Raw genomic sequence first — 23,029 nt, 5'->3', positions numbered from 1 at the left:
ACAAATTATTGATATCCATATTGTTCCACATCTACACTAAACCGAAGTGGGATTTTTCTTACTTCATTTAGTAAGTTTTCAATAATTACGCCAAAAGAATATTTTAATACGTTTATTAATACTACCAAAGTTTTAGTGACTCCAATTTCAACAGCAATTTTAACCGTGTCATTCTCTCCACTGCTAACAGTAAGCTGGCTATCTTTAGCCATTCCATTCCTCCTCAAAACAATTGCTATAGCAACAATTATCGAATTACTAACATTAAAAAATCAAAATTAGTATAAAATATCTAATAATAAAAATATTCTTATTATTAGATATTTTATACTAATTATTTAATTATATTATTATTGCATTATATTATAATTAAGGAGAATATCTATGAAATACCATATAATCGTAAGTATATTTATTTTTCTATTTTTAAATGCTTGCAATCCAGATTCTAATACCAATCAAAATAATTCTAAAAAAGGATTAAAAACAGAAAAAATCCCTAATAAACAAATAAAAAATAAGCTACTTGATGATTTTAAAAATTTAATAGAAACAGCTAACGCAGATAGAAAAAAATATGAAAAAAAATTAGAAGAAGAACCTTCAAACCAATATGGAATATCAATTTTCAAAGAAATTTATTGGATAGCATCATATGAAACGGTAGCGGATAATACTGAGAGATCTAAAAACTATAGAAAATTCACTTATGCTACTTTAAATTCTATTAATATCAATAAATTAGCAAATCTTTCAAAGATTTTAATTCAATCAAAACAAAAAACCCTCCTATTTGGCACCTTTTGCAACCTTGGAAGCACTTTTGATACAGCAATTAATCACTTATATCCTAAAAAGGATGCTCTAGATGCCCTGGCTGTTTCAGATTTAAAACAGCTTAAAAATTCATTGGAAAAATTATTATCTATAAAAACAGATATCTCAAAAATGTTAGAACAGCTTTTATTAGATTATAAAGATTATATAAATTCTACAGAAACAGATATTGCTAAGCTTGAATCTCATTTAACGGAACTTTACAAGCAAATTGAAAAAAAAAGTTCCCAAGCAACAAAGCTGAAAAATAACATATTATCAATAAGCAACCTTTAAAGTCATGTTATTGGAATTAATACTATGTAAAAACCTATCCTTTTTTAAAGGATAGGTTTAATAGTGAATTACTATTTCTATAATCTTTGATTTAGAAATAGTAATTTTCTTTTGTAATTTTCATATTTATTAATTAAATCTGATAAGATTTCTTTTTTTAATGAAAAATAATCTTTCAAAAATAAAATAAGCTCTTTTAGCATCTTCTTTACAAAATTCGTAAAACGAAAACAAAAAGAAAAAACCCAATGCTTGATTTTTATTGTATTATGGGGATATTGTTACTTTAGGTAAAAGCTAAGCAGATTTTAATTTAGGTTTTATTAAATTTCCACCTTTGTTTTTTATTAAAATTCTAACAGACATTTTTCTATTATTTGCTTCAGGCAAATTTTCTTTATTTTACGTTTGATAAATTCTCTTTTAACTGTCTTTGTATTCCTCTAAAGCCCTATTCTTTAAATTTTATCTATAGAAACAGACACCTCTAGAACCTTTTTCCCGTAAACTTTTTTTGATACAATTTGTATTAATAAATTTCCTAAAAGGAATTTTAAAATTTTCTTTTATTAAATCTTTAAATACACTTTGATCTTCTTTTATATAAAGAGGAAATACATAGATTGTCACTGCATCTATTTGAAACAAAACATCTAATAACTTCCAAAATACAGATTCTTTACCTAGATTACAATTGTTTATAGCATATTCTTCTTTTGAATATGCAAATTCTTAAACTTGTTTAAAAGCTTTTCTCTTGTATGGTCAATTAGCTATTTTAGCTTTATTTGGTTTGAACGCCAATACTAAAATTATTGAAAATATCTTTTAAAAAAATCTCATTGTCATAAATATCTTTATTTGAAAAATCTTTTTAGTAAAAAATAATGAGGATATTTGTATTCAAGTTTTTAAAAATTAACAGTAAAGATATTGTTTTTTCCTAAAAACTCATATTTTTTCTTTCTTTTACCTTTAATACTTTTGTAAAATACTTTAATCGGCTTGCTTTTTTTAGTCCATCTTTATATTTAGTAAAAATAGCAATAGCAACTCCGGTCTGAATGCCAAATACATTCTAACCTATGCTGCCATCATCCGTTTTTTCTTTCTTGAACTATCGTGTAAATTTAATATATAAATTTCATCAAATGTTTTTCAGAGGTAGTATCTCATAACTCTGAATGCCACCTTGTCAAGGTATCCTTTGTTTGTCATGATGCCTAGCACCTTCGTTAGAATTCTTAATTCTATGTCGTGCAAATCTAATAAACTTGGTGCGGTCATCATCAAGTGGCCTAAATTTTTTTCATTTATAGACTTATTTTCTATTTTTTTATAATCATTAACTAAATTCAATATATATATTCATTATTATTTTTTGAATCGAATTATAAATCTATCTTGGGCTATTGTATTCATTATTTGTCTCAATATCACCAATTAATTTTAATATATTTCTTATAAGCGAAAAGTTCAAAAGTATACACTTTTTAATATTATAAAAAACTATTTTTCATTATTTTTATTATTAAGTCTGGCAATAAAAAGTCCATAAGTAATAGTTTGGGAAATTGAGTCTGAAAATTCATTGGTAGAAAAATTATTATTATAAATATTTTCTTTAATTACATTATAAATTTTTATCTATACACCATTAGCCAGATTTATTAAATCTAAACTATTAGAATTAAGATTAGAATCTTAATTCTAATAGTTTCTTTATTTTCTAAAATCGTTGATAAATCGATATATACCCTATCAACATTATCTTATTAATAACCATATTTTCATACCACTTAAAACACAAATTTCAATAGCAGTTAACTCTAAATAAGAAAGGATATTTTTCATAATAACACTCAAAACAAAAATTTTACAACAAGTTAAAAAAATTTAAAAACTTGTTAATTCATTATGGTGTGTTTTAGAAGTCTACTTTTGACTTTAGGATTGCTTTATTAAATTTATTTAAACTGGCTTTTATAATTCAATCATTTATTAAATATCTAAGTTCTTTAAGAAATATTTATCACAAAAACCCTACTACTAAATACGATGTTACCTCTTTATAATTATTAAATACCGACCTATACTTAAAATATTCATTAAATTTAAGCAAAGACATAATTACCTTATCTTAAACTTTTAGATAAAAAAATTGATTTTTAAGGAAATCAAAATGATACCCCCAAAAGCTTTTAATAATAAAAAAATTGTTATTCTTGCAAAAAGCTACTTAAGAAAAATAGTAAAATTTGTGTTGTTTATAGAACTAGAAATAAATATCCCAAAACCCTTATAACAAGCTAATAATTGTTTTATTGGGAGGTTGTTTAGGAATTATAAAATTCTATATACAAAGCCTAAAACAAATTTTACATTTTTATGCTCATATCCTTTTCTATTTCTTGCTTGCTGTTTCTTTATAATAACGAGTTTTTAATCAATTAAAATAAAAATTTTTTCTTTCTAACATCTTTTTTCTTCTTTCAAACTATCTTCAAGACACTTTAATTTATCTTTATAACTCTTCTTTATCTTTTAGTTATTCTTTTTTAAATTTTATTTTACTTTTTGTATTTCTTTTTCAATCTCTTCTAATTCTTGTATTCCTTTTCCATTAGCTTCTAATCTTAGATTTTCAACAATATTTTGAGCTATCAGATTTTTAGATTTCTCTTGTATCTCTGCTTGGCATCTTAAATTAATTTCTCTTTTATCTCTTCTTTTGTATCTATAAAATCTAAAAATTCTTTAGCTTGTTTTTTAAAATCTTATTCTAAATTTTATATATCTACAACTTATATAATGTTTATAAGAACTTATTAGTATAAAAATAACAGACATAGTAATTTTCCTCATAATTATCCCACCAAGCTTTAGGAATATATTAAAGACCTATATTTACATATATAAAACTTAAAAACAATTTAATTACATTGCACACTATAAGGCAAAAAAATAAAGCCCAAAAAACTGCTCCCCCCCAGAGCACAAATTCCAAAATCACCAAAGCAGATCACAATAAAGACAATTAAATGCAAACAATAAAAATATAAGATATTCCTTCTTTATTAAAGAAAGTTGGAATAATTTTTTGCAACATAAATTATGAAAGCATTATCAAAATAAACATTTATTAATAAAATTGTAAAAAAGAAAAACCAATATAAATACAAAGCTCAAATATCTATAAGTTAATTTAACTTTACAACAACTAGCAATAAAAATACATTAATAAAATTAATAGATACATTAAATTTTAAATCTTCATTACACACACTATAAAACAAAATTTTGTATTTTATTTTTTCTCATTATTATATTTAGTTACAATATCAAGCAAAACATCTTTTCTATTCTAAAAAGCTCCTTAAAAATATAATTTACTATTATTATCTCTTTTTTACAAACTCACATACTTCTTTATCTCTCATGAAAATTCTAATAGAAATATTCTTATTATTTAATTTACTTATATGATTATTAAAATTTAATAATTTTTTTTCTAAACATGTATTTTTTTATATTTTTAAATCCTAATTCCCTAATTTTATCAATAGATAAAACTACCCTCCAAAACTTTTGACAAAGTTTTAAATAAAAATAAGCTTGAGCTTTAACAAATACAAAAGGCTTTACAAATTGAGAAAAACTTTTAAAACAATCATATTTATAAAGTTATTTTGTTTAAATTTCATATAGAATTTTCATTTTTTGAATTTTACTATCAATTTCTTTTTCTAAATTCATTTTCAATTGCTCTTTTAAATCTTTGTAAATTATTAATTTTTATCTATATTATTAGCATCTAAATTCGATAAATTATCAATAATTGCGGTATTTCCAATTTTTTTATTAAAATAAAATATTTTATTTTTATTTTCATTAATAAAGCACATATCCTTAATATACTTTATTATCTCATATAAATTATTGGGTAGACTAAACCACTTTTAATTACTATCCAATATATAAAAAATATTTTGCAAAGTTTCTTTTGCCTCTTTATAATAGCCTTCTTTTGAAGAAGGATCTAAAAGCTCATTTATAAAAACTTTTATATCATTTGGAAAATGAATCTTGTTGGTGCTAAAATCAATACATTGTTCTCAAATAATATACATATTTATTTATAAATCATCTTTTACTTTTTATTTTACTATCCCGATTTTTTTGACATTTTATGATTTAAATAACTACTTTATAAATAAAGAAATTCCCTGTTTTTTATCAAATACCTTATCTGAATAAGATATTTGATAAATCCTATAGGTTCATATTCTTAACACAAATTATCTATACTAATTTTAATTATATTTTTCACAATCCCTATATTCTTTCATAATTTCATTAAGCAATTTTTCTTTATATTTAAGTAATTTTTCTAACAAAAAAAATAATAAATTTTGCTTTTGATTTGCAATATTTGTATGCATTCCATGTTTTAAACTGAAATCTTAATGGCCTAATAAAATTTCGATTGGATTTTTTAATTTTCACTCCTTCTTTATCATTTAAAAAAATAAAGAATTTTGTATGCTGTTTTCGATTATATCTTTCTCCCAAACTAGTCCTTATTCTATTGCATTTGTTATTCTTAAATATTCATAAGTCTGACTTTTTGCTATTTTTTGTAATTCCTAGTAAACATTTCAAAGTTTTGATAGCCATCTAATTTATAATATTTTTTATCTTTAATTTCTTTAAAGATAGATCTTCATTGTTTCTATTTTATTGTGAATTTCTTTTTAAAAGTTGATTATTAGTCTTTTTTAAATGAAGAGAACTTGTTCCAGTTTATCTTAATTGAAATTAATTTCAATTTTCTTTTGATTTTTGTTAGTATTAATAAGATCCTTTATTTTTTATATTCATATATTTAAATTTTAAACTCATTCTATCTCCTTACTTATCATGAAGTTAAAAATTTTTCCGATAACTGGAAAAATTTTTCAAGCGTAATTTCATATTCTTTTATATAATCTTTATTTAAATCGAAAGTATCGTTCTCTGCTATCCTTTTGTTCAAGTCTTCACGTTCATGAATAACGCCTAAAAAATTATCATCACCGCTTATTAATTCCAATAAGTGTTTTCATTACCAAAATTACATTTTTTTGCATATTTTTTAGTTTAAGTTTATTAATTCTTTTTTTTTTAATTTCGTTTTCTCTTTTTTATTTTTTATTTTTATAAATCACTTTTATTAAAAATATATGTATACATATATTTTTTTACTATATTTTTCAATAAGCCCAGGCAAATAATTGCAAATATCACACATTAAGCAACACATGTGCTCTTGCAATTTTAATTTTTTAAGCCAATCTCCAAAAAATTTTTAAAAAACTTATTGTATTTATTGACTGCCCTTTAAGAAACTTTTTTTATCATGCTTTTATTGTAACTTTGTAAATCCTTTAATAGTTTAACTTAGCTAGATTGGCAAATAACTTACTATTAGGGCTTTATTATAACTGTTAAATTTTATTTTTTTGTTAAAATTTATATTGCCAATGATAAAAATGCGCCAATTTAAATTAAACATTTTTAATAATGTCCAAATCCTCCTTATATAAGGAGCATCATAAATCAATTTTACTAAAAAAACAACAAGCATATCTAAGATTTTTTACCCTATTAATACCACACAATATGGTAAACAATTTTCAATATTATACTATAATTAATATTGTTATAATACATTGTTGTAATATTATTATATTTAGGGAAAGTATTTATAAAATAAAGCATAATTACTAGAATACTTGTTTTTTCTATGAATGATTTTAATGTAGATCTTAATATTAATCATCATAAAACCAAAACTAAAGATGAGTTTTATTTTTTAATTTAATTAATTTTAAGGAAAAACTAATTACCATATTGATCCCAAATAAATAATTATTGACAAAAGTTATATCAAGGGATATTGCCTAATATAGCAGAAGCATATTCTGTTATTAAATATCTCCTAAGGAGGATTTTATTTTTAAAATAACAGAAAATAGTGCACTTATTTTAATAGATATACAAAATGATTTTTTAGAATCAGGCGCTTTACCAGTATCTAATAGTAATGAAATAATTTATTTGATCAACCAACTTCAAAATTATTTCAAAAACATTGTTGCCACCAAGGATTGGCATTGTAAAAATCATGTAAGCTTTTCTAATAATAAAAATGGGGGCATTTGGCCTGAGCACTGCGTCAAAAATACTTGGGGATCAGAGTTTCCTAATGATCTAAATAAAAAAAGAATAAAAAAAGTTTTTTTTAAAGGGACCGATCAATATTACGATAGTTACAGTGGATTTTATGATGATTACACTAAAAAAAAACAAACGGGCCTTCAGCTTTATCTGAAAAACAATTCAATCAATACATTGTTTATAGCAGGACTAGCATTGGATTTTTGTGTAAAAGAAACAATACTTGATGCAATTAACTTGGGATTTCAAGTTTATCTAATAACAGATGCTACAAGAAGCATAACGGCTACTCCTGAATTAATAATTCAGGAACTCAAAAAACTTAATGTATTAACTTGCTTCTCCAAGGACATCTTCGACAGCCAAAGTAAGCTTAATATATAAAAAATCATTCAATAGTATTTAATTAGAAAACTAATATTTACAATTAAAACTATCATTCCATGATAGTTTTAAGCTATATAAGAAAAGTTTATTCACCAAAGAATAGCCTTTATATTAAATTAAAGCCTCCCTTTCCTTGGTTTTTATTTCTTAGTAAGAAGAATTTTAAGATTCATAGTTACATTTATATCTCTATCATATAAAGCTCTGTAATTAACACAAGTCAACTTAATATTACTTATCCTTTGTATAATACCACTTCGAATGTCCTATTTAAATATAATAAAAGAATGATAAAGAACTCAAATACTTCCCCCATGCATCATATAAAAATATCCATCTCAAAATGCTAAAAATAACGCCACCGACACAATTCTCTAATGCCAAATGTACAGTCTATGGATACAATAAAATCTTTTAAGAATTCAATTCCAATAACAACTGTTTAACCGGCTCACAATATAAAAAATTTTTATTTTTTAGTGATAAACTTTACTTATCTGAAAAATTGCTTTATTATGTAAGAGTGTATAAAAACCATCCGAAGTTGAGGAGGCAGAAGTGAAGGTTAACAAATCCCTACAAATACAAAGTAAATATCAACACAAGCTAATTGCTTTAATTGCGACACTTGAGTATATTAATAAAAACAAAAAAAAATACAACCAATCAGACATCCTTTATTGTTTTAACAGCAACTTAAGGCGCAACGGGCAAAAAGAAGTTTCAATCAAAACGCTTCGAAACTACTTCTATAAACTAGAAAAGCTAAATATTACTATTAACTACTATAGACATCTAGGTATTAATATGGGCACTGAAATCTACTATGCTCTTAGGTATTCTAAAAAAGACTGCTATAATCTACTAAACCAACACTTTAGGAATAAAAAAACAGAAAGATTTCAAAGACGTGTTAATGCATACATTAAAATAAATTACGATAAAAAGGACAATGTAAAAAATGGGGAGTGTCTTAATAATAAATATATAAAAGAAGAAAGAGAAACCGAAAGAAAAAAAAGGGTTAATAAACTTAAACTAAAAAAATATGCAAAAAAATGCAATTTCGATAATGAGATTTCTTCTTTTATTATTAGTCTTAACTTAAAAAAAGAAACAACCATAAAACTTTTTAAATTTATAATCAAAGAAAAATACTATCTCAAAAAAGAAAACAATTGCAATTTACAAAAGACACCTCAAAACAAAAAAAGAGATCTAATCTTAATATTAAGAAAAGCCCAAAAAAATTTAATAAAAGAGGGTTACGACCAAAGAAAAATAGAAACCCAAATACAAAACACATATCAAAAATATAAAAATAAACCCCATTTCATATTAGAAAGCAATAAATATAAAGATTTCGATCAAATTATAAAAAAGATAAAGGACAATACTAATAAAACCGAATCCCAAAAACATAAAGACAATATGAAAACCAACATATATAACATACTTTTAGATCAATTACATAACAAAACCAACACAACAAATTTAAGGTCAAAAATTAAAGAATACTTAAACAAACAAAATAAACTTGAATACAAAAAAATATTTAATAATCAATACTATAATGAAATTATTAAACTAATAGAATCACAAAATATTTATAAAAATAGCTATATAAATTAAGAGTTTGAAATGAAAAGTGTACTAGAAAAGCTTAAAAACAAAAAAAAAGAAATAATAAAAAAAAGCAGAAAGCCAGAAATTTTCATCAAAAAAGAAATTCTCAATGAAAGAGCAATATATCACACTAAAATGCTAATGGATCTATATAAATTTGAAATAAACAAATACAAAAAAAACAAATTTTTGATTCTTTTTAGGGAATTATTTAATCAAGGAAAATTAGAAGGACTCAATTTATTCTCTACAAAAGAAAATGACAAATTTATAGGAATTTTCTATGGATACAGAAAACCTATAAAAAACATTATTATAAAATACAAAATCAATGGCACTTTAAAATCATATACATTTTCCAAAGTATATTATATAGAATTTAAATTTAAAAAAGGCAGTGTGTTTTGTTATTTAAGAAGTCTTGCTAGGTTAATCAAAAGAGAAAAAATTAATAAAAAATATTTTCAAACATTTATTGACATGTTAAACAGATTAGAAAAAAAAGTGTATGAATTTTATTGCAAAGAATTACCAGATGGAGGAATTGTAAATAAATGGATAGAGAAAACACTAAAATAATTGCGATTTGCTCAATTAAAGGAGGTGTTGGCAAAAGTACAAGTGCTATTATTTTTTCAACACTCTTGTCTAAAAAATATAAAGTTCTTCTAATTGACGCCGATCCACAAGCATCAACCACTAGTTATTTTTCAGATCTATTGGAAGAACAAGGGGTAGATGTTTCAAAACAAAACATTTACGAAGTATTAGCAGATAAAAAAAACATAAATTCTTCCACCTTTGGATTAAACAATAATTTACACATATTACCCAGTTATATATATTTATACCTTTTCTATGACGATAACATCCCGTTTAAAGAAACAAGATTAAAAGATAGTTTGAAACTATTAAAACATAAATACGACTACATAATAATAGATACTAGTCCTAGTTTAGGAATTATTTTAACAAACGTGCTAGTTGTAAGCAAATATATAATAATTCCAATGACTGCTCAAAAATGGTCGGTAGAAAGCATGCAATTATTAGAATTTGCTCTAAAAAGATTAAAATTGAAAATACCGATTTTCCCAATGGTAACTAATTTTAAGAAAAACAATACTTATAAACACTTATTGGAATTAATAAGCAGAGATGATAATTTTTTAGGCGTTATTCATGAACGTGAAGACTTGAACAAAAGGATAGCAGAGAACGATACTTTCGATTTAAATAAAGATTATATAAAAGAATATGAGATTACACTTGAAAAATTTTTTCAGTTGTCAAAAAAATTTTTAATTTCATAATATATAGGGAAATAAAATGAGTTTAAAATTAAAACATATGAATATAAAAATAAAGGATCGTATTAATACTGGAAAAAATCAAAAGAAAATTAAAATTAATTGTGATGAAGATAAAATGGAACGATTTCTATTTTTAAAAGAAAGGCTAATAATCAACTTCCAAAAAGAAATTCACAATAAAATAGAAACAATGAAGATCTTAAAAGAGATTAAAGATAAAGAATATTATAAATTAGATGGCTATCAAAACTTTGAAATGTTTACTAGGAATTACAAAATAGCAAAAAGCCAGGCTTATGAATATTTAAGAATGGCAAATGCCATAGAAGAAGGGTTAGTTCAGGAAAAATACATAATCGAAAACGGTATACAGAATTCTTTATTTTTTTTAAAGGATAAAGAAGGGGGGAAAGTTAAAAAATCCAATCGAAATTTTATCAGGCCATTAAGATTTCAGCTTAAAACAGAAAATGCATACATATATTACAAATCAAAAGCAAGATTTACTAGTTTTTTGCTAGAAAAATTACTTAAAGATAAAGAAGAATTGCTTAATGAAATTATGAAAGAATATAAGGAGTGTAAAAAATATAATTAAAAATTAAATATAGATAATTTTATGTGCATAATATAAAATTATGGTTTTTGGAAAATAAAGTATTGACTTTAATCAGAAAATGTTAGAAAAATAATCAGTAAAGTTAAGTAAATTCTTTAAAAGATTATTTATAAATAAATATGTATATTATTTGAGAATAACGTATTGATTTTAACACTATAATAGTGTATACTCTTGGCAAGTGGTGCTATTAACTATAAGCATCCTTAACTTTGGTCGATGTCTATTTATAGGGCTTAAGATAAGTATTCTTGCTTTAAGAGTATTTATGGTTAGGCCCTATGTGATTTTATTATTATTGATATAAAATCACAAAAGAATCGATATTGAAAAAACTTATTTATAAAAGATTTTTATCAGTGTTAGAATTACGCATTTGACTTTTCAAATCAATCCGTATAAATGTTTGCTCAAAAATAGAGGTTTTTTTAATTATTTTTACCATAAATTATTGCCTTGTAATAAAGGATTTAGATAGCTTTAAAAAGCTTTTATGATTTATGTTCTTTTGATGATAGGCCGATATTAAAAAAGATCCTATAAGCTGCTATCATTGGATAAAGCAATAAACTATTATTTCTATAATCTTTGATCTAGAAATAATAGTTTTAAAAAAGAGAAATTAAAATTTTTTTCCTATTTATTTCTTCTTTAGAATATTATAATAATAAAAGGTATGAAAGTGATAATATTATTATTATTTTTTTTATTAATTTCCAACAGTTTTATTTTTTCTAGTGCAGCATCTGAAGAAGTTGTTATTTTAAATGATAGTAATAGATATGATTTCGGTTTAATTCTTAAATTAAAAACTCAATTTGGATCCTTTATTTTAAGACATTGTCATGAAGGATATATAGATTTAGATTTTAAAATACAAATTAAAAATAGCACAGAGATTGTATTTAAAAAGGTGTATATTAATGGTGTTTCTGTGATAGATCACCCAATCAATGCTCGCTCTCGCTTTATTGACGAGGTTAATTATTTTAATTTTGATATGAGTTTCTTTGAGCACAGTGAAAAAATGAATAAAATAAGAAAGTTGGCAGAAGAAAATGGAATTGATGTATACGTTGAATGTTTTGATGAGATAAATAATGAGAAAAAAAAGTATTTTTTCAAGGTAAGCAGGGAAAATAGTGTGCATTTTTATAGTGCATTTGATATGATTTTTCATAAATAGGATAGATTATTAATGAGGAAAATATTATTTTTTGGGTTATTATCAATTTGTTTTCTTTTTGTTTTCTTTTTTTACAAACAAAAAGAAAACAAAATTATTTATAATAAAATTGTTGAAAAGTTTGAAGATAATGTTGTTATCGATGAAACCTATACACATCTTTTTAAAGATAGTAATTTGAAAGAATTGGTTTTTATAAAATCACGGCTTATAATTCCTGAGCTTGAGCATAAAAAGATGATGAAAGCGACAGGTTATCGTGCAGATGCTTATAGAGCGTTATCTACCGTTTATAAGTTTGATTTTAAAGTGCACGACAACAAAATTTTAGGTTTTAAAAGTGTAATTTTTGAAGGATTTGAAGATGCTAAAGTTTCAAAGCATGAAAATAATTTGCCAAGTGAGAAATGGCAGCAATTAAAAGATTTTAACATTGGTGATCCGAATATAAATGAAAAGTTTTTTCATTTAGAATTTCCTTTTGTAGTAAAAAATACCTTGTGCGTTACTATTTCTAAAGGGTTTTTTAAGAAAATCAAAAAATTAAAACGATTAAAGATTATGTTAATTTCTAATGAAGATAGAGAGTATAAAATAGATATAGAAAATTTTTTGCCAAAATACAATCTTTAATTTAAATTGAAAATTTTAAAAATAGTGTGTTTTTAATTCCAGTATTCAAGAGTATGCTTTTCAGCATGAAAAGTAAATGATATCTGGGCTAGCTGAATATAATTTTTAAGAAATATTTTAGTAATCGGCTTGGATTTTCATTTGCGCAAGGAGAAGTTTATTTATTTATGCAAAAGCAATTTGGAATTTAAAATGCATTGCAAAAAAATTTTAAAGTTTTTAAATAACAAATTGGCTACTTTTTCTAGATTATTCGTTTTATTGTTACCTTTTTGGAACAATAAAAATTTGAGAAAAAAGGGCCGAAATAATAAAAATAATTGTTGTTAAAAATTTTATTTCTGTAGCATAAAGGAGAAAGTTTTCTGTTTTTAGAATTAGGAGATAGGTGTTTTTAAAATTGCATCCATTATATAAACAATATATTTATCTTTTTTTGATTAATTCTCTAAATTTAGGCATTTTTTCTTGAATTTCTTTTTTTATTTCTATTTTATATTTTTCGGTTTTTTAAACAAGACCAAGCTAAGTGTTAAATATTTTAAGGAATCTTCTGAAATCATTATTATATTTCCTATTTTAATATAAGCATTTAAAAGCCCCAAATTTGTATTTTAATGGATTTTTATGATTTTATAATTAAACTTGTTTTTAAGGATTCCTTGAGCTTCAAAAACTTTGTAAAATTAATGTCCTTCTATCATTCTCATAAAATACATATAGGCACCAATAAAAACAAGGTGTTTAATTAAAATATTAATTAAGAATTGCTATACTAGCATTTATTAATTTTTACATAAATAAAAGTTTGATTTATTTTATTTGTTATGTGTTTCCTAATAATTATAAGCAAAGAAATTTTTTAATTTGAGATAATTATTAGTAACACTTAACAAAAATAATATGGTAAGGTGAAGATATATTGTTGCTTTAAAAATAGCATTAGTTATATAGGGAGAAAGTTAAATAAAACTAAATCTAAAAAAAAGAACTTAAAAGAATTAATTGGTAAAATAATAGAAAAGCAAAAAAATTTAAATGTAAGTAGAGATAATTTGAAGAATATGCACAAACTCTTTGCAACGAGTTTGTGCATTCTGAAAAAATTATAAGCAAATTATATTACTGAAACAGTAAAAAGCAAGAAACTAGGATATTTAATAAACAATAAAATTATAAAAAAGCTAGTTCAAATAAATTTATTTAAATCCGTTAGCAAGTAATTTAAAGTTCAAAAGTAATAATTTTTTTATTGTTTAGAAAATAAATTGTGATATGTTTTCTATGTTATATTCCAGTTCCTTTTAAGTTTGTAAAAAACTAGGCATATATTATTATATTTAAATTAAATATTTTACATAACGCTTAAGAAACTTTTAAAGATTTTTGTTTCCATTTTCTTTGCCTTTGCTTTTCTTATTCAGTTTTTATCATTCATCAATAAAAAGTTTTAATTTTTCTTTTGATAAATTTGAATATTTATCAAATATTAATCTAATAGTATCATTAAATAGCTTTAGATTTAATGTGATTTCGTAGGTTTTATCTTTATCGGTTTGTTTATCTTTTATAGTAAGATATGCAGGCATATAGTTGCAGTTATTTTTCTTGTAAAAGAACTTAAAATAATCTGCTAAGGAATTGTCAAAAACTCCAAAATTATATGAATAAATGTAATTAGGTTCTTTTGAATTTTCTTTTAAATTAATTTTGGCTAAACCAATTCTATTTTGTTCAAAATCAATATTCGATTCTTCAGAATTTAATTTTAAACTTATGACTTCGTATTTTTTTTCAAACTCTTTAGTTGATTCAAATGCTATTATCTTAGCTATAGGTACTTCTTGTCTGAATATTGTATAGTTATTGTCATTAATGCTATAACTATAACTAAAAAAAGTTTTGAATCGAATGGGTGAAAAAATATAAGAGTACCTAAGTTCTCTAAGATCTTCAATTAAATTGTTATTTTTATCTTTTAAAACCCTTAAGTCTCCAGATTTTGCCCATGTAACATAACCACTTGCAAGTATTTCAAAGACCTCTCCTTCTTTTATTTCATTTAATTCGGGGTCTTTAAAAGAAAGACAAGTATTTTCATTGCTCTCTTTGATTGGGGTTTTATTATGTTTTGTAATATCCTCCTCTATCTTAAAATCAAAAACCTCAGTTTTGATACTGTTGATTTTTGAAGATTTTGGTGGCGTAAAAAAACACGAATAAAATAATGGTACATATAAAAATATATTCAAAATACGTATGTCTTTTTTCATAAAATTCCTCTATTAATTTGATCAAAGTCAAGGATTTATAAAATATTTTTTCATTATATCACAAAAAGAATTAAGTAAAAGACAAAAAATTCTGTGGATCAACATCAACCAGTCTGTTAACTTTTTAGAATTTGTAGAAAATATTATAAATATTGTATTTTATTATGTTTTGCTCTATGGAGCAATATGCAAGTAAAAAATGTTTATTGTTTATATTATTTTTGTGTCGATAAGTTTTTACAACTATTGATCTAAAATAGATGAACAAAATTATAAAAAACTTTAAAGATGTAATAGTTGTTGAGATGGAAGGTATCGCAATAGGGTATGTTGCACATACGTTTAATATCCATTTTATAGTTATTGGGCCATACCGATATTTTAAATAAAGAAGTTAATGAGGTTGAATATAATAAATTTTTTTAAAAAAATATATGATAACCAAAAATAAATCGTAATATTCAGTATTAGACTTAGAAACTTTCAAGATTTATATAATATGCATGAACATAATTTCAATTAATAAATTGAAAAGATTCAAGAAGAGTTTAAAAAATTGTAATATTAACACAAGCTAAAAAATTGTATAAAAAAGGGTTAGATTCCAAACTCATAAAAAACTCGTCCAAGTTTTTTCATCATAACTTTCAAATAAATTATTTTTTAATTCATGATCACTATTTTTATGTCGTCTAAAATACAGCGTTCAACTGCACTCAATTTTAGATTAGAAAGTGTTCCTTTTTTAGTAAAAATATCATTACAGCTTATTGCAAAAAATAACAATTTTTTAATGATATTGAAAATATCAAAAAAATTTAAAACATCCGTACTAACAACCACAATGAAATAATTTTAGACTCAATGCAATTCAATAGGTTTTATCCCCATTAGTTTGTTTATCTTGTATAGTAAGATGCGCAAGCATATAATTACATTTGCTTTTCTTGTAGAGGAATTTAACAAATGCTTTTTTAAATCGTCATTTAAACCCCCAAAATTATATGAATTAATGCGCCCGGGCTTTCTTGAAGCCCCCTTTACCCAATTAGAGCAATACTAATTTTATATTGATAAAAATCAATATTTGATCTTTCAGAAATTAACTTTGGGCTTTTAACTTTATATTTTTTCACCCTCTTTAGTTTACTCAAAAGCTATAATTTTAACTATTGGTACTTTCCTTCCCCATATTCTATATTTATATCGGAGCTTAAAGCAAAGCTTTTGTGGATTTAAAGAACTTTAAAAGATAAGCTTTATAGTTTCTTAAATCATTTTTTATTTTTATACCATCTGGAACAGTAGTATGAAAAATTGCTTTTTAGATAATTTTTAGCTTTGTATATGTTTTTTGAATTCCTTTAAGTATTAAATAGGACAGGCTCCAGAACATCCTAAAAAATTTATATCAAATAAACATTTGCAATAAAGGCTTCTAAATCAAGATAGGCGGGACAATATTACATTTAGGGTTAATAATTACTGGAAGACCGATCTATTAATTATGAAAATCAATATATCCAAAATATTTTTGAAGAATTTGAAAATGCAATTATAATAGATATGGAAAGTGCATCGTCAGCTTACATAGTATAATTTCAATATTCCTTTTATTATAGCCATTTTAGAAATATTGAACATAGTTGCCAATGAGTATAATCCTAAAAATTATAAAAAATTTATACGAAAAGCTTCTCTAAATTCTAATTTTTGTTATTTTCTGGATTGGTATTACTATTTGGCTTTGGATTGACCTTCCCAATAGGTGCACATGATATGCAAATTGAAGTTAATATTGTTGTAATAATGTTAAGCTTAATAATATTTAATTTAAAGTTTTTCAAAACGCTCTCCTTATAAATTTGAATTACTAAATATTAATTTTAATTCAAAATAACAATAGTAAATTTATTTGATATTGAAAATTTAATTTCTATTGCATGTTTTTAGTGTGGATTTAGATTTTACGAATAAAAAAAGAGAAGAATTAACTTCTCTTTTAAAAAAATATCAAGTGTAACTTATTAATTTTTGTTTAGACTAATCAGCTTGATTTAGTAGATAAAGAGGATGGGAGTATTTCTCCTTTATGTGGTTTGCTAGCGCGGCATTATCTGTTTTAATGTTGCCAGAATTTTTATTGTAAGCCTCAATAGTTGCGTTTAAAGCTTTTACAAAGTTTTGTTTTATCTTTAAATCCTGTTCTGTGTGTTGTAGTAATTCTTTGGCCTTTTCTTTGCTTAGAGTTTGTAATATATCTTGTATTTTGTTTAAATGTCTACCTTCTATTTTAAGTTGAATATACTTTGATGTTTCAAGGAATTTGCCAGCTATTGTGCGGTTTGCAGAATTTTTATCAAGTTTTTCAAGAATTTCTTTTAATGTCAATATTTTTTCTTTTTCGTAATTTAAGGATGAGTAAATTATTTTTTTTAAGTGCATTTTTGCATTATGCATAAAATAATCACCATTTTTAAGTTTGAAAGTTTCTAGGAAATCATATTTTGTATCAATTTTAGCTATTTGTATATTGTCTTGTTTTTCTTGAGTTTCCAGGTCCTTGCCAATTTTTTCTAATTTTGAGGTTGTAGTTTGTTCTTGGGAGTTTTGATTTGAAGATTTTGAATTTTGAGATTCATTTTCAAAATTTTGGTTATTTTTTGCTGAATTTTCTGAATTGGTGTGACTGTTTGTTTTTTTTAGATTTCTAGAATTGTTGCTTCGCGTTGTTTTTTTTAGGTTGTTAGAGGCGGTAGTATTTTTTAGCTTTTTTGGATTAATATTGCCAAAAGGTGCACATGATATGCAAATTGAAGTTAATATTGCTGTAATAATGTTAAGCTTAGATTTATTTAATTTAGGGTTTTTCAAAATATTCTCCTTACAAATTTAAACTAATAAATATTAATTTTAATGCAAAATAATAATATTACAATTTAATAATATTATTGAATAATATGCCAAAAAATAACAAAGAATTTTCCATCTATAATTTCTATGAAATTTTGGTGGATATGAATTTGCCAATAAATAGATTTGTTTTGGTTTTGATATATTTTTTGACGATATTAATAGGGTCATATTTAGTAAATAAAAGGGAATAATTCCTAGACCAAATAAGGTTTTTAGTAATACTTGTCTAAATAAGTAAAATATTTTTTTGTTATAAATCTTAAAGTTACTGTTTTTAGAGTATTAATAAATTTAGAAGGGTGTATATCGGGAGCAAATTCTAGTAATAAATGAATATGATCTTTATCATTGTTGAATTTATTAAAAGTTATTTTGTCAACCGATTTATCTAGAAATTAAGTTTTTAATTAAAAACTTAATTTTTTTAGAATATATTGTTAGTATTAATAATATATGGAAAAGATTTGTAAACAATGTAAATGGATTTTTTATAAAGCATAGATAATGAAAACTAATGATATCGTAAAAACAAACAATCCTAATGTATCTCTTTATAAACAATTATCAAAAGACTTTATTAAAAGGGAGAATACTAATAAACTAAAAGACCTTTTTATTCTTATAAAAAACAAACTTTCTTCAATAGACGACAATTCAACAGAAGCAAATATAGAGTCTTTGCTAAAGTCTATATTTGAAGAGCTAAATTATTCAGTAGAACAACAAAAAGCTGGGCAAATAGAAGGAGTAGAGTCTAGAATAGATATACTACTTTTTGAAAATGATAAAGACAAAGTAGCTTTTAATAATAAAGTAAAAGAAGCTAAAAAAAATAATGAACCCATTCCTGTTGAAAATATCTTGCTTATAGCAGAAATTAAGCGTCCAGCATTTGGTTTTAATACTAAAGATAAAGTAAAAGAGGCAGAAGATCAGCTATATAGATATTTGAATCAATATCAAAAACATTATGGGATACTTTCAAATGGAAAGGTGTGGAGATTATATGACAAATCGAAAGTACTTTATGGCGAAAAAAGATATATTGAATTTGATTTTTCTAAAATTGCAGAAAAAGAAGAATATGAAGAACAAGAATGGTTTGTTTTATTTATTTACCTTATAAGAAAAGAGAGATATCTAAAGACAAGCAATGTAATAGAAGTTGAAAAAGAACAAATAGCTAAAGAAAAAGAGATAATTCAAAAAACCCTAAGAGAGATACTTTATGAGAAACCCGACAACTCTATAGTATTTAAAATTGCAAAAAATATATATGATAAAGAATTTAAAGTATCGGACAAAGAAATTACTAAGCTTGACTTAGATAAGATACTTGAGGAGTCAATTATCTTTATTTTAAGAATATTTTTTATTGCATATATTGAAGATAACGACATTTTTAAGAAAATATTGGAAGAAAACAAGCTATACAGATCTTCTATATCTTTTAGATATTTTTTTTATGATGAAAATACAAAAAAGAAATTAGGATATAAAAAAATAATAACAATTTTCAATTTACTTGATAAAGGAAGTGATGCAATAAAGTTTCCCATATTTAATGGAGGATTATTTGCAGAAGATAAGGTTAAATATTTAAATAATGAAAGTTTACTCAGTATTAGTGAACTTGAAGAAATATTAGTTAAAATACTATTCTTTGAAGAAAAAAATATTAAAAATGAAAAATTTGTAGAGTATTCAAAATTAGATCCTAAAAGCTTTGGAGAATTATATGAAACTTTGCTTGAATATGACCTAAGAATTGCAGATACTACTGTTCATCGTATTCTTGAGGAAGGGGGGACGGCTTATCTCATTCGTACTGAAGAAGAGCTTGAAAACGAGAAAGTAAACAAAGTTGCTACCTACTATAAAGGCAATATATATCTTACATCTAGATCTCTTGATAGAAAGAAAAGTGGAGCATATTATACTCCTGATGACTTAACTGATTTTATGGTCACATCGTCAATTGAAGAACAGCTTAAAACAAAATCTCCTTTGGATATAAAAATCATAGATAATTCTTGTGGATCGGGTCATTTTTTAATTTCTTGTTTAGATTACTTAACAGAAAAAGTATGGTATCAGCTAGATAAATTTGAAGATGTAAAAAAAGAGCTTGATAAAGAATATAGGACTATTCTTAAAGAAAGCGAAGAATATGATGTTCAGGATAGTATAAGTAAAGAGTTAGTACTTAAAAGGATGTTACTAAAGAAGTGTATTTATGGTGTTGATATTAATCCCATTTCAATTGAAATTACCATGTTAAGTTTATGGATTAATACTTTTATTTTTGGAACACCACTAAGTTTTATTGAACATCATATAAAAGTAGGAAATGCTCTCTTGGGATATACCAAAGACGAATTTTTTGATATTACAAAAAAGAAATTTGAAAGTGGATTTTCTTTGTTTAAAAAAAGAATTAAGGAAATTACAACTATTTTAGAAGATATCTATCAAAAAATTAAAGGTATTAATGATACTACTAAAGAAGATATAGAAAAATCTAAAAAGATATACAAAGAATATGAAGAAAGTGAAGATATAGATAACTTAAAAATAATATTTTCTCTAATTAAACTTTATTCATTATCTTTTGACAAATCTTTGAATATAGAATTTAGTGATATTACATTTGTAATTAGTTTAATTGAAAATATTTTGGGCAATAAAATTTCTAGTGAAGATAAGGAAAAAATAGAAAAAATTAAAAAATTGAGCAGCTACTATAAATTTTTTCACTATGGAATTGAGTTTCCAGATATTCAGGAAGGATTTGATATTGTAATTGGAAATCCTCCATGGGAGAGAACTAAGTTTAATGAAGCAGAGTTTTTCTCAAAACACATTCCTGGTTACAGAAAATTAAGCATAAAAGAACAAAATAAAATAAAGCAAGAAATACTTAGTAAAGATAATCATCCTTTGAATATTGAATACAACGAAGAAAAAAACAGTATAAGCGCTATTAACAATATTTATAAATTTGATTTTAAAGATTTTACCAGTGGTGGTGATTCCAATCTTTTTAGATACTTTGTAGCATTTAATCTAAAATTAATAAAAAGAAAAGGCAATTTAACCTATTTGGTTCCTTCAAGCTTTTGGAGTGAATTTAGTTCAAAAACATTAAGAAAACATATATTTGCTAACTATAAACTTAATTATATTTATCAATTTGAAAATAAAAAAAGATTTAAAGATGTGCATTCAAGTTTTAAATTTGCAATATTTCAACTTAGTAATACTAAAATCCCTACATCAAGTTTTAAAGCAAAATTCATGATTCAGAACAATGATAATATTTTAAAAGAAATAACTAAAGATTTAAAAGATGGCAAATATGATCCTTATAAAGGAATTGAATTAAATATAGGTCAAATTAAAAAACTATCTCCTATTCAAGAGTCAATTATTGAATTTAAAGATAGTAAAGAATTTGGTCTAATTAACAAAATATTTAGTCAATTTAGCACTCTTAGTGAAGAGTATATTGATTTTAAACAAGGACTAAATTTAACAATTTATAAAGCATTCTATAAAGAATATAATAATGAAAACTTTATATTTCTTTATTCCGGATCTAATATTCATCAATTTAATTCAAGATTTTTTGAAGATAAAGACGCAAAAGAAAGTTCTAAATTGCTGTGGATAGATAAAAAAAACTTAGAAAAAGCATTAACTAAAGATAATCACTTTCAAGCTGAAAGAGTGTTCTATAGAGGTATTGCAAGAAACACAGATGAAAGAACCATGATTAGTACATTATGCCCTAGAAATTGTTATTGTGTAAATTCAATATATGTAAATTATGAGAAAATACCAATATCTATTTATAAAAAATTATTTATTGTATCTATTTTTAACACATTTGTATTTGACTTTATGATTAGAAGATTTGTTAACTCAAATGTACTAAAACCATGTTTATATCAATGTTCCATGCCTCAACCTGAAGAAAAAGAAATTTTAAGTAATTCTTTATATTTAAATCTTGTGAAAAACACTTCTTTAATGATAGCTAAAAATGATTCCGAGAACTTTAAATATTTACTTTATTTAGAACATTTTGAGCTTAGCAAAGAAAAAGTTAATAAAATACTGAAACTAGATAAAGAAGATGAATTTTTTAAAGAAAAAGAAAATGAAAACAATTTTATTGTAGCCAGTCTTTACTCATTAACTAAAGAAGATTTTATCATTTTACTTAGTGATTTTAAGGCATTAAAAAATAAAAAAGGAGAAGACTATATTTCGTCTTTAATAAAAGGATATGAAAATTATTTATTAAATAATAAAATTTTTTAACATAAATAAGTTAGTAGAAAAAATAAAAAATAAGATTTAAATTTGAGAAATTATCTAGAAAAATAAAAGAATTAAGGTATTGCTTAAGATTTTTAAAATAGATAATTTGGATAAAAAGAGTGGTGTAATATTTAAACCAATTAGAATAAATTCGAATGAATTTATTCTAAAAAAAATTTTCTGTTTGGCAGGGTTGCTTTTTTAAAAAAAGTTGTGTACTAACATATTAGTATATGTATTTCTATTTTAGAAAAGTCAAAAAAAATTTTAGTTTGAGATTTTCAGGTTAAAGTTTACTATTATTGAAAAATACAAGTTAAAAATTTCAATTTTTGTATTAAAATTTAGGATTTTTGAGTTAAATGTTGAGTTATTAGAGTTATTTAGAGTCAGTCCAAAATGTATTTATACTATAAAA

The 23,029-nt window shown here is 23.6% G+C and carries 16 protein-coding genes and 3 pseudogenes; 11 read left to right on the top strand and 8 right to left on the bottom strand.

All coding sequences use genetic code 11. The annotated features are described in order from the left end of the window. Window positions 1-5: 5 nt before the first annotated feature. Window positions 6-212 carry a hypothetical protein gene (locus BBIDN127_RS06320; RefSeq protein ID WP_014024074.1) on the bottom strand — a complete coding sequence of 69 codons (207 nt, stop codon included), beginning with the start codon at window positions 210-212 and terminating at the stop codon, window positions 6-8. A gap of 172 nt (window positions 213-384) precedes the next feature. On the opposite strand from BBIDN127_RS06320, the gene BBIDN127_RS06315 reads away from it, so the two are divergent. Next, window positions 385-1,113, top strand: a complete 729-nt coding sequence (locus BBIDN127_RS06315) for a virulence associated lipoprotein (RefSeq protein WP_014024073.1) — start codon at window positions 385-387, stop codon at window positions 1,111-1,113. A 4,377-nt stretch (window positions 1,114-5,490) separates the two neighbouring features. On the opposite strand, the gene BBIDN127_RS07850 is transcribed toward BBIDN127_RS06315, so the two are convergent. Next, on the bottom strand, window positions 5,491-5,619 hold the full coding sequence (locus tag BBIDN127_RS07850; protein WP_233421658.1) for a plasmid partition family protein: 129 nt from the start codon (window positions 5,617-5,619) through the stop codon (window positions 5,491-5,493). Between the two features lie 412 nt (window positions 5,620-6,031). Then, window positions 6,032-6,214: pseudogene (locus BBIDN127_RS07845) on the bottom strand (ParA family protein); the annotation flags it as partial. Window positions 6,215-7,137: 923 nt separating this feature from the next. Here BBIDN127_RS07845 and BBIDN127_RS06295 point away from each other — a divergent pair. The 7 genes from BBIDN127_RS06295 to bptA all read left to right on the top strand — a co-directional run bounded on the left by BBIDN127_RS06295 (window position 7,138) and on the right by bptA (window position 13,096). Then, window positions 7,138-7,716 (top strand): isochorismatase family protein, encoded by a 579-nt coding sequence (locus BBIDN127_RS06295; protein WP_231012370.1) that lies wholly within the window; start codon window positions 7,138-7,140, stop codon window positions 7,714-7,716. A gap of 561 nt (window positions 7,717-8,277) precedes the next feature. Beyond that, window positions 8,278-9,351: a plasmid maintenance protein gene (locus tag BBIDN127_RS06290; protein WP_014024063.1), complete on the top strand. Its 1,074-nt coding sequence runs from the start codon at window positions 8,278-8,280 to the stop codon at window positions 9,349-9,351. Window positions 9,352-9,360: 9 nt separating this feature from the next. Next, entirely contained in the window at window positions 9,361-9,924 is a 564-nt protein-coding gene (locus tag BBIDN127_RS06285; RefSeq protein WP_014024062.1) for a DUF226 domain-containing protein, read from the top strand. Further along, on the top strand, window positions 9,900-10,658 hold the full coding sequence (locus tag BBIDN127_RS06280; RefSeq protein ID WP_014024061.1) for a ParA family protein: 759 nt from the start codon (window positions 9,900-9,902) through the stop codon (window positions 10,656-10,658). Before BBIDN127_RS06285 ends, BBIDN127_RS06280 begins: the two co-directional genes overlap by 25 nt. A gap of 16 nt (window positions 10,659-10,674) precedes the next feature. Further along, entirely contained in the window at window positions 10,675-11,256 is a 582-nt protein-coding gene (locus tag BBIDN127_RS06275) for a chromosome replication/partitioning protein (RefSeq protein ID WP_014024060.1), read from the top strand. A gap of 697 nt (window positions 11,257-11,953) precedes the next feature. Then, window positions 11,954-12,463: a hypothetical protein gene (locus BBIDN127_RS06270; RefSeq protein ID WP_044055022.1), complete on the top strand. Its 510-nt coding sequence runs from the start codon at window positions 11,954-11,956 to the stop codon at window positions 12,461-12,463. A 12-nt stretch (window positions 12,464-12,475) separates the two neighbouring features. Continuing rightward, window positions 12,476-13,096, top strand: coding sequence for a virulence-associated protein BptA (bptA, locus tag BBIDN127_RS06265; RefSeq protein WP_014024058.1), 621 nt, complete (start codon window positions 12,476-12,478; stop codon window positions 13,094-13,096). Between the two features lie 1,430 nt (window positions 13,097-14,526). Here bptA and BBIDN127_RS06260 read toward each other — a convergent pair. Further along, window positions 14,527-15,369, bottom strand: coding sequence for a S2/P23 family protein (locus tag BBIDN127_RS06260; RefSeq protein ID WP_014024056.1), 843 nt, complete (start codon window positions 15,367-15,369; stop codon window positions 14,527-14,529). A gap of 260 nt (window positions 15,370-15,629) precedes the next feature. Between BBIDN127_RS06260 and BBIDN127_RS07995 the strand changes: the two are divergent. Further along, a pseudogene (locus BBIDN127_RS07995) lies at window positions 15,630-15,795 on the top strand (phosphorylase family protein); the annotation flags it as partial. Window positions 15,796-16,054: 259 nt separating this feature from the next. Continuing rightward, entirely contained in the window at window positions 16,055-16,222 is a 168-nt protein-coding gene (locus BBIDN127_RS07725) for a hypothetical protein (RefSeq protein ID WP_158306833.1), read from the top strand. Between the two features lie 18 nt (window positions 16,223-16,240). On the opposite strand, the gene BBIDN127_RS08035 is transcribed toward BBIDN127_RS07725, so the two are convergent. The 4 genes and pseudogenes from BBIDN127_RS08035 to BBIDN127_RS08015 form a co-directional block, all read right to left on the bottom strand. After that, a complete protein-coding gene (locus tag BBIDN127_RS08035; RefSeq protein WP_456264112.1) occupies window positions 16,241-16,297 on the bottom strand; it encodes a hypothetical protein in 57 nt (18 codons plus the stop codon). Between the two features lie 781 nt (window positions 16,298-17,078). Continuing rightward, window positions 17,079-17,216: pseudogene (locus BBIDN127_RS07605) on the bottom strand (complement regulator-acquiring protein); the annotation flags it as partial. 196 nt (window positions 17,217-17,412) lie between these two features. Further along, entirely contained in the window at window positions 17,413-18,243 is an 831-nt protein-coding gene (locus BBIDN127_RS06255) for a complement regulator-acquiring protein (protein WP_014024053.1), read from the bottom strand. Window positions 18,244-18,497: 254 nt separating this feature from the next. Then, the gene (locus BBIDN127_RS08015; RefSeq protein WP_411431081.1) at window positions 18,498-18,620 is read right to left on the bottom strand and encodes a transposase; all 123 of its coding nucleotides are present in this window, start codon (window positions 18,618-18,620) and stop codon (window positions 18,498-18,500) included. A gap of 169 nt (window positions 18,621-18,789) precedes the next feature. On the opposite strand from BBIDN127_RS08015, the gene BBIDN127_RS07750 reads away from it, so the two are divergent. After that, the gene (locus BBIDN127_RS07750; protein ID WP_014024052.1) at window positions 18,790-22,611 is read left to right on the top strand and encodes a class I SAM-dependent DNA methyltransferase; all 3,822 of its coding nucleotides are present in this window, start codon (window positions 18,790-18,792) and stop codon (window positions 22,609-22,611) included. Window positions 22,612-23,029 lie beyond the last annotated feature (418 nt).

The organism is Borreliella bissettiae DN127, from assembly GCF_000222305.1.
Lineage (GTDB): Bacteria > Spirochaetota > Spirochaetia > Borreliales > Borreliaceae > Borreliella > Borreliella carolinensis.
Note: the sequence above shows the minus strand (reverse complement) of the source record. Positions and strands in the feature narration are given on the sequence as shown.

What these genes read in the sequence shown, in the direction of transcription:
- BBIDN127_RS06285 (WP_014024062.1), top strand. Translation starts at nt 9,361, where the DNA reads ATGAAAAGTGTACTAGAAAAGCTTAAAAACAAAAAAAAAGAAATAATA.
- BBIDN127_RS06260 (WP_014024056.1), bottom strand. Translation starts at nt 15,369, where the DNA reads ATGAAAAAAGACATACGTATTTTGAATATATTTTTATATGTACCATTA.
- bptA (WP_014024058.1), top strand. Translation starts at nt 12,476, where the DNA reads ATGAGGAAAATATTATTTTTTGGGTTATTATCAATTTGTTTTCTTTTT.
- BBIDN127_RS06280 (WP_014024061.1), top strand. Translation starts at nt 9,900, where the DNA reads ATGGATAGAGAAAACACTAAAATAATTGCGATTTGCTCAATTAAAGGA.
- BBIDN127_RS06275 (WP_014024060.1), top strand. Translation starts at nt 10,675, where the DNA reads ATGAGTTTAAAATTAAAACATATGAATATAAAAATAAAGGATCGTATT.
- BBIDN127_RS07750 (WP_014024052.1), top strand. Translation starts at nt 18,790, where the DNA reads ATGAAAACTAATGATATCGTAAAAACAAACAATCCTAATGTATCTCTT.
- BBIDN127_RS06315 (WP_014024073.1), top strand. Translation starts at nt 385, where the DNA reads ATGAAATACCATATAATCGTAAGTATATTTATTTTTCTATTTTTAAAT.
- BBIDN127_RS06270 (WP_044055022.1), top strand. Translation starts at nt 11,954, where the DNA reads ATGAAAGTGATAATATTATTATTATTTTTTTTATTAATTTCCAACAGT.
- BBIDN127_RS06320 (WP_014024074.1), bottom strand. Translation starts at nt 212, where the DNA reads ATGGCTAAAGATAGCCAGCTTACTGTTAGCAGTGGAGAGAATGACACG.
- BBIDN127_RS07725 (WP_158306833.1), top strand. Translation starts at nt 16,055, where the DNA reads ATGTCGTCTAAAATACAGCGTTCAACTGCACTCAATTTTAGATTAGAA.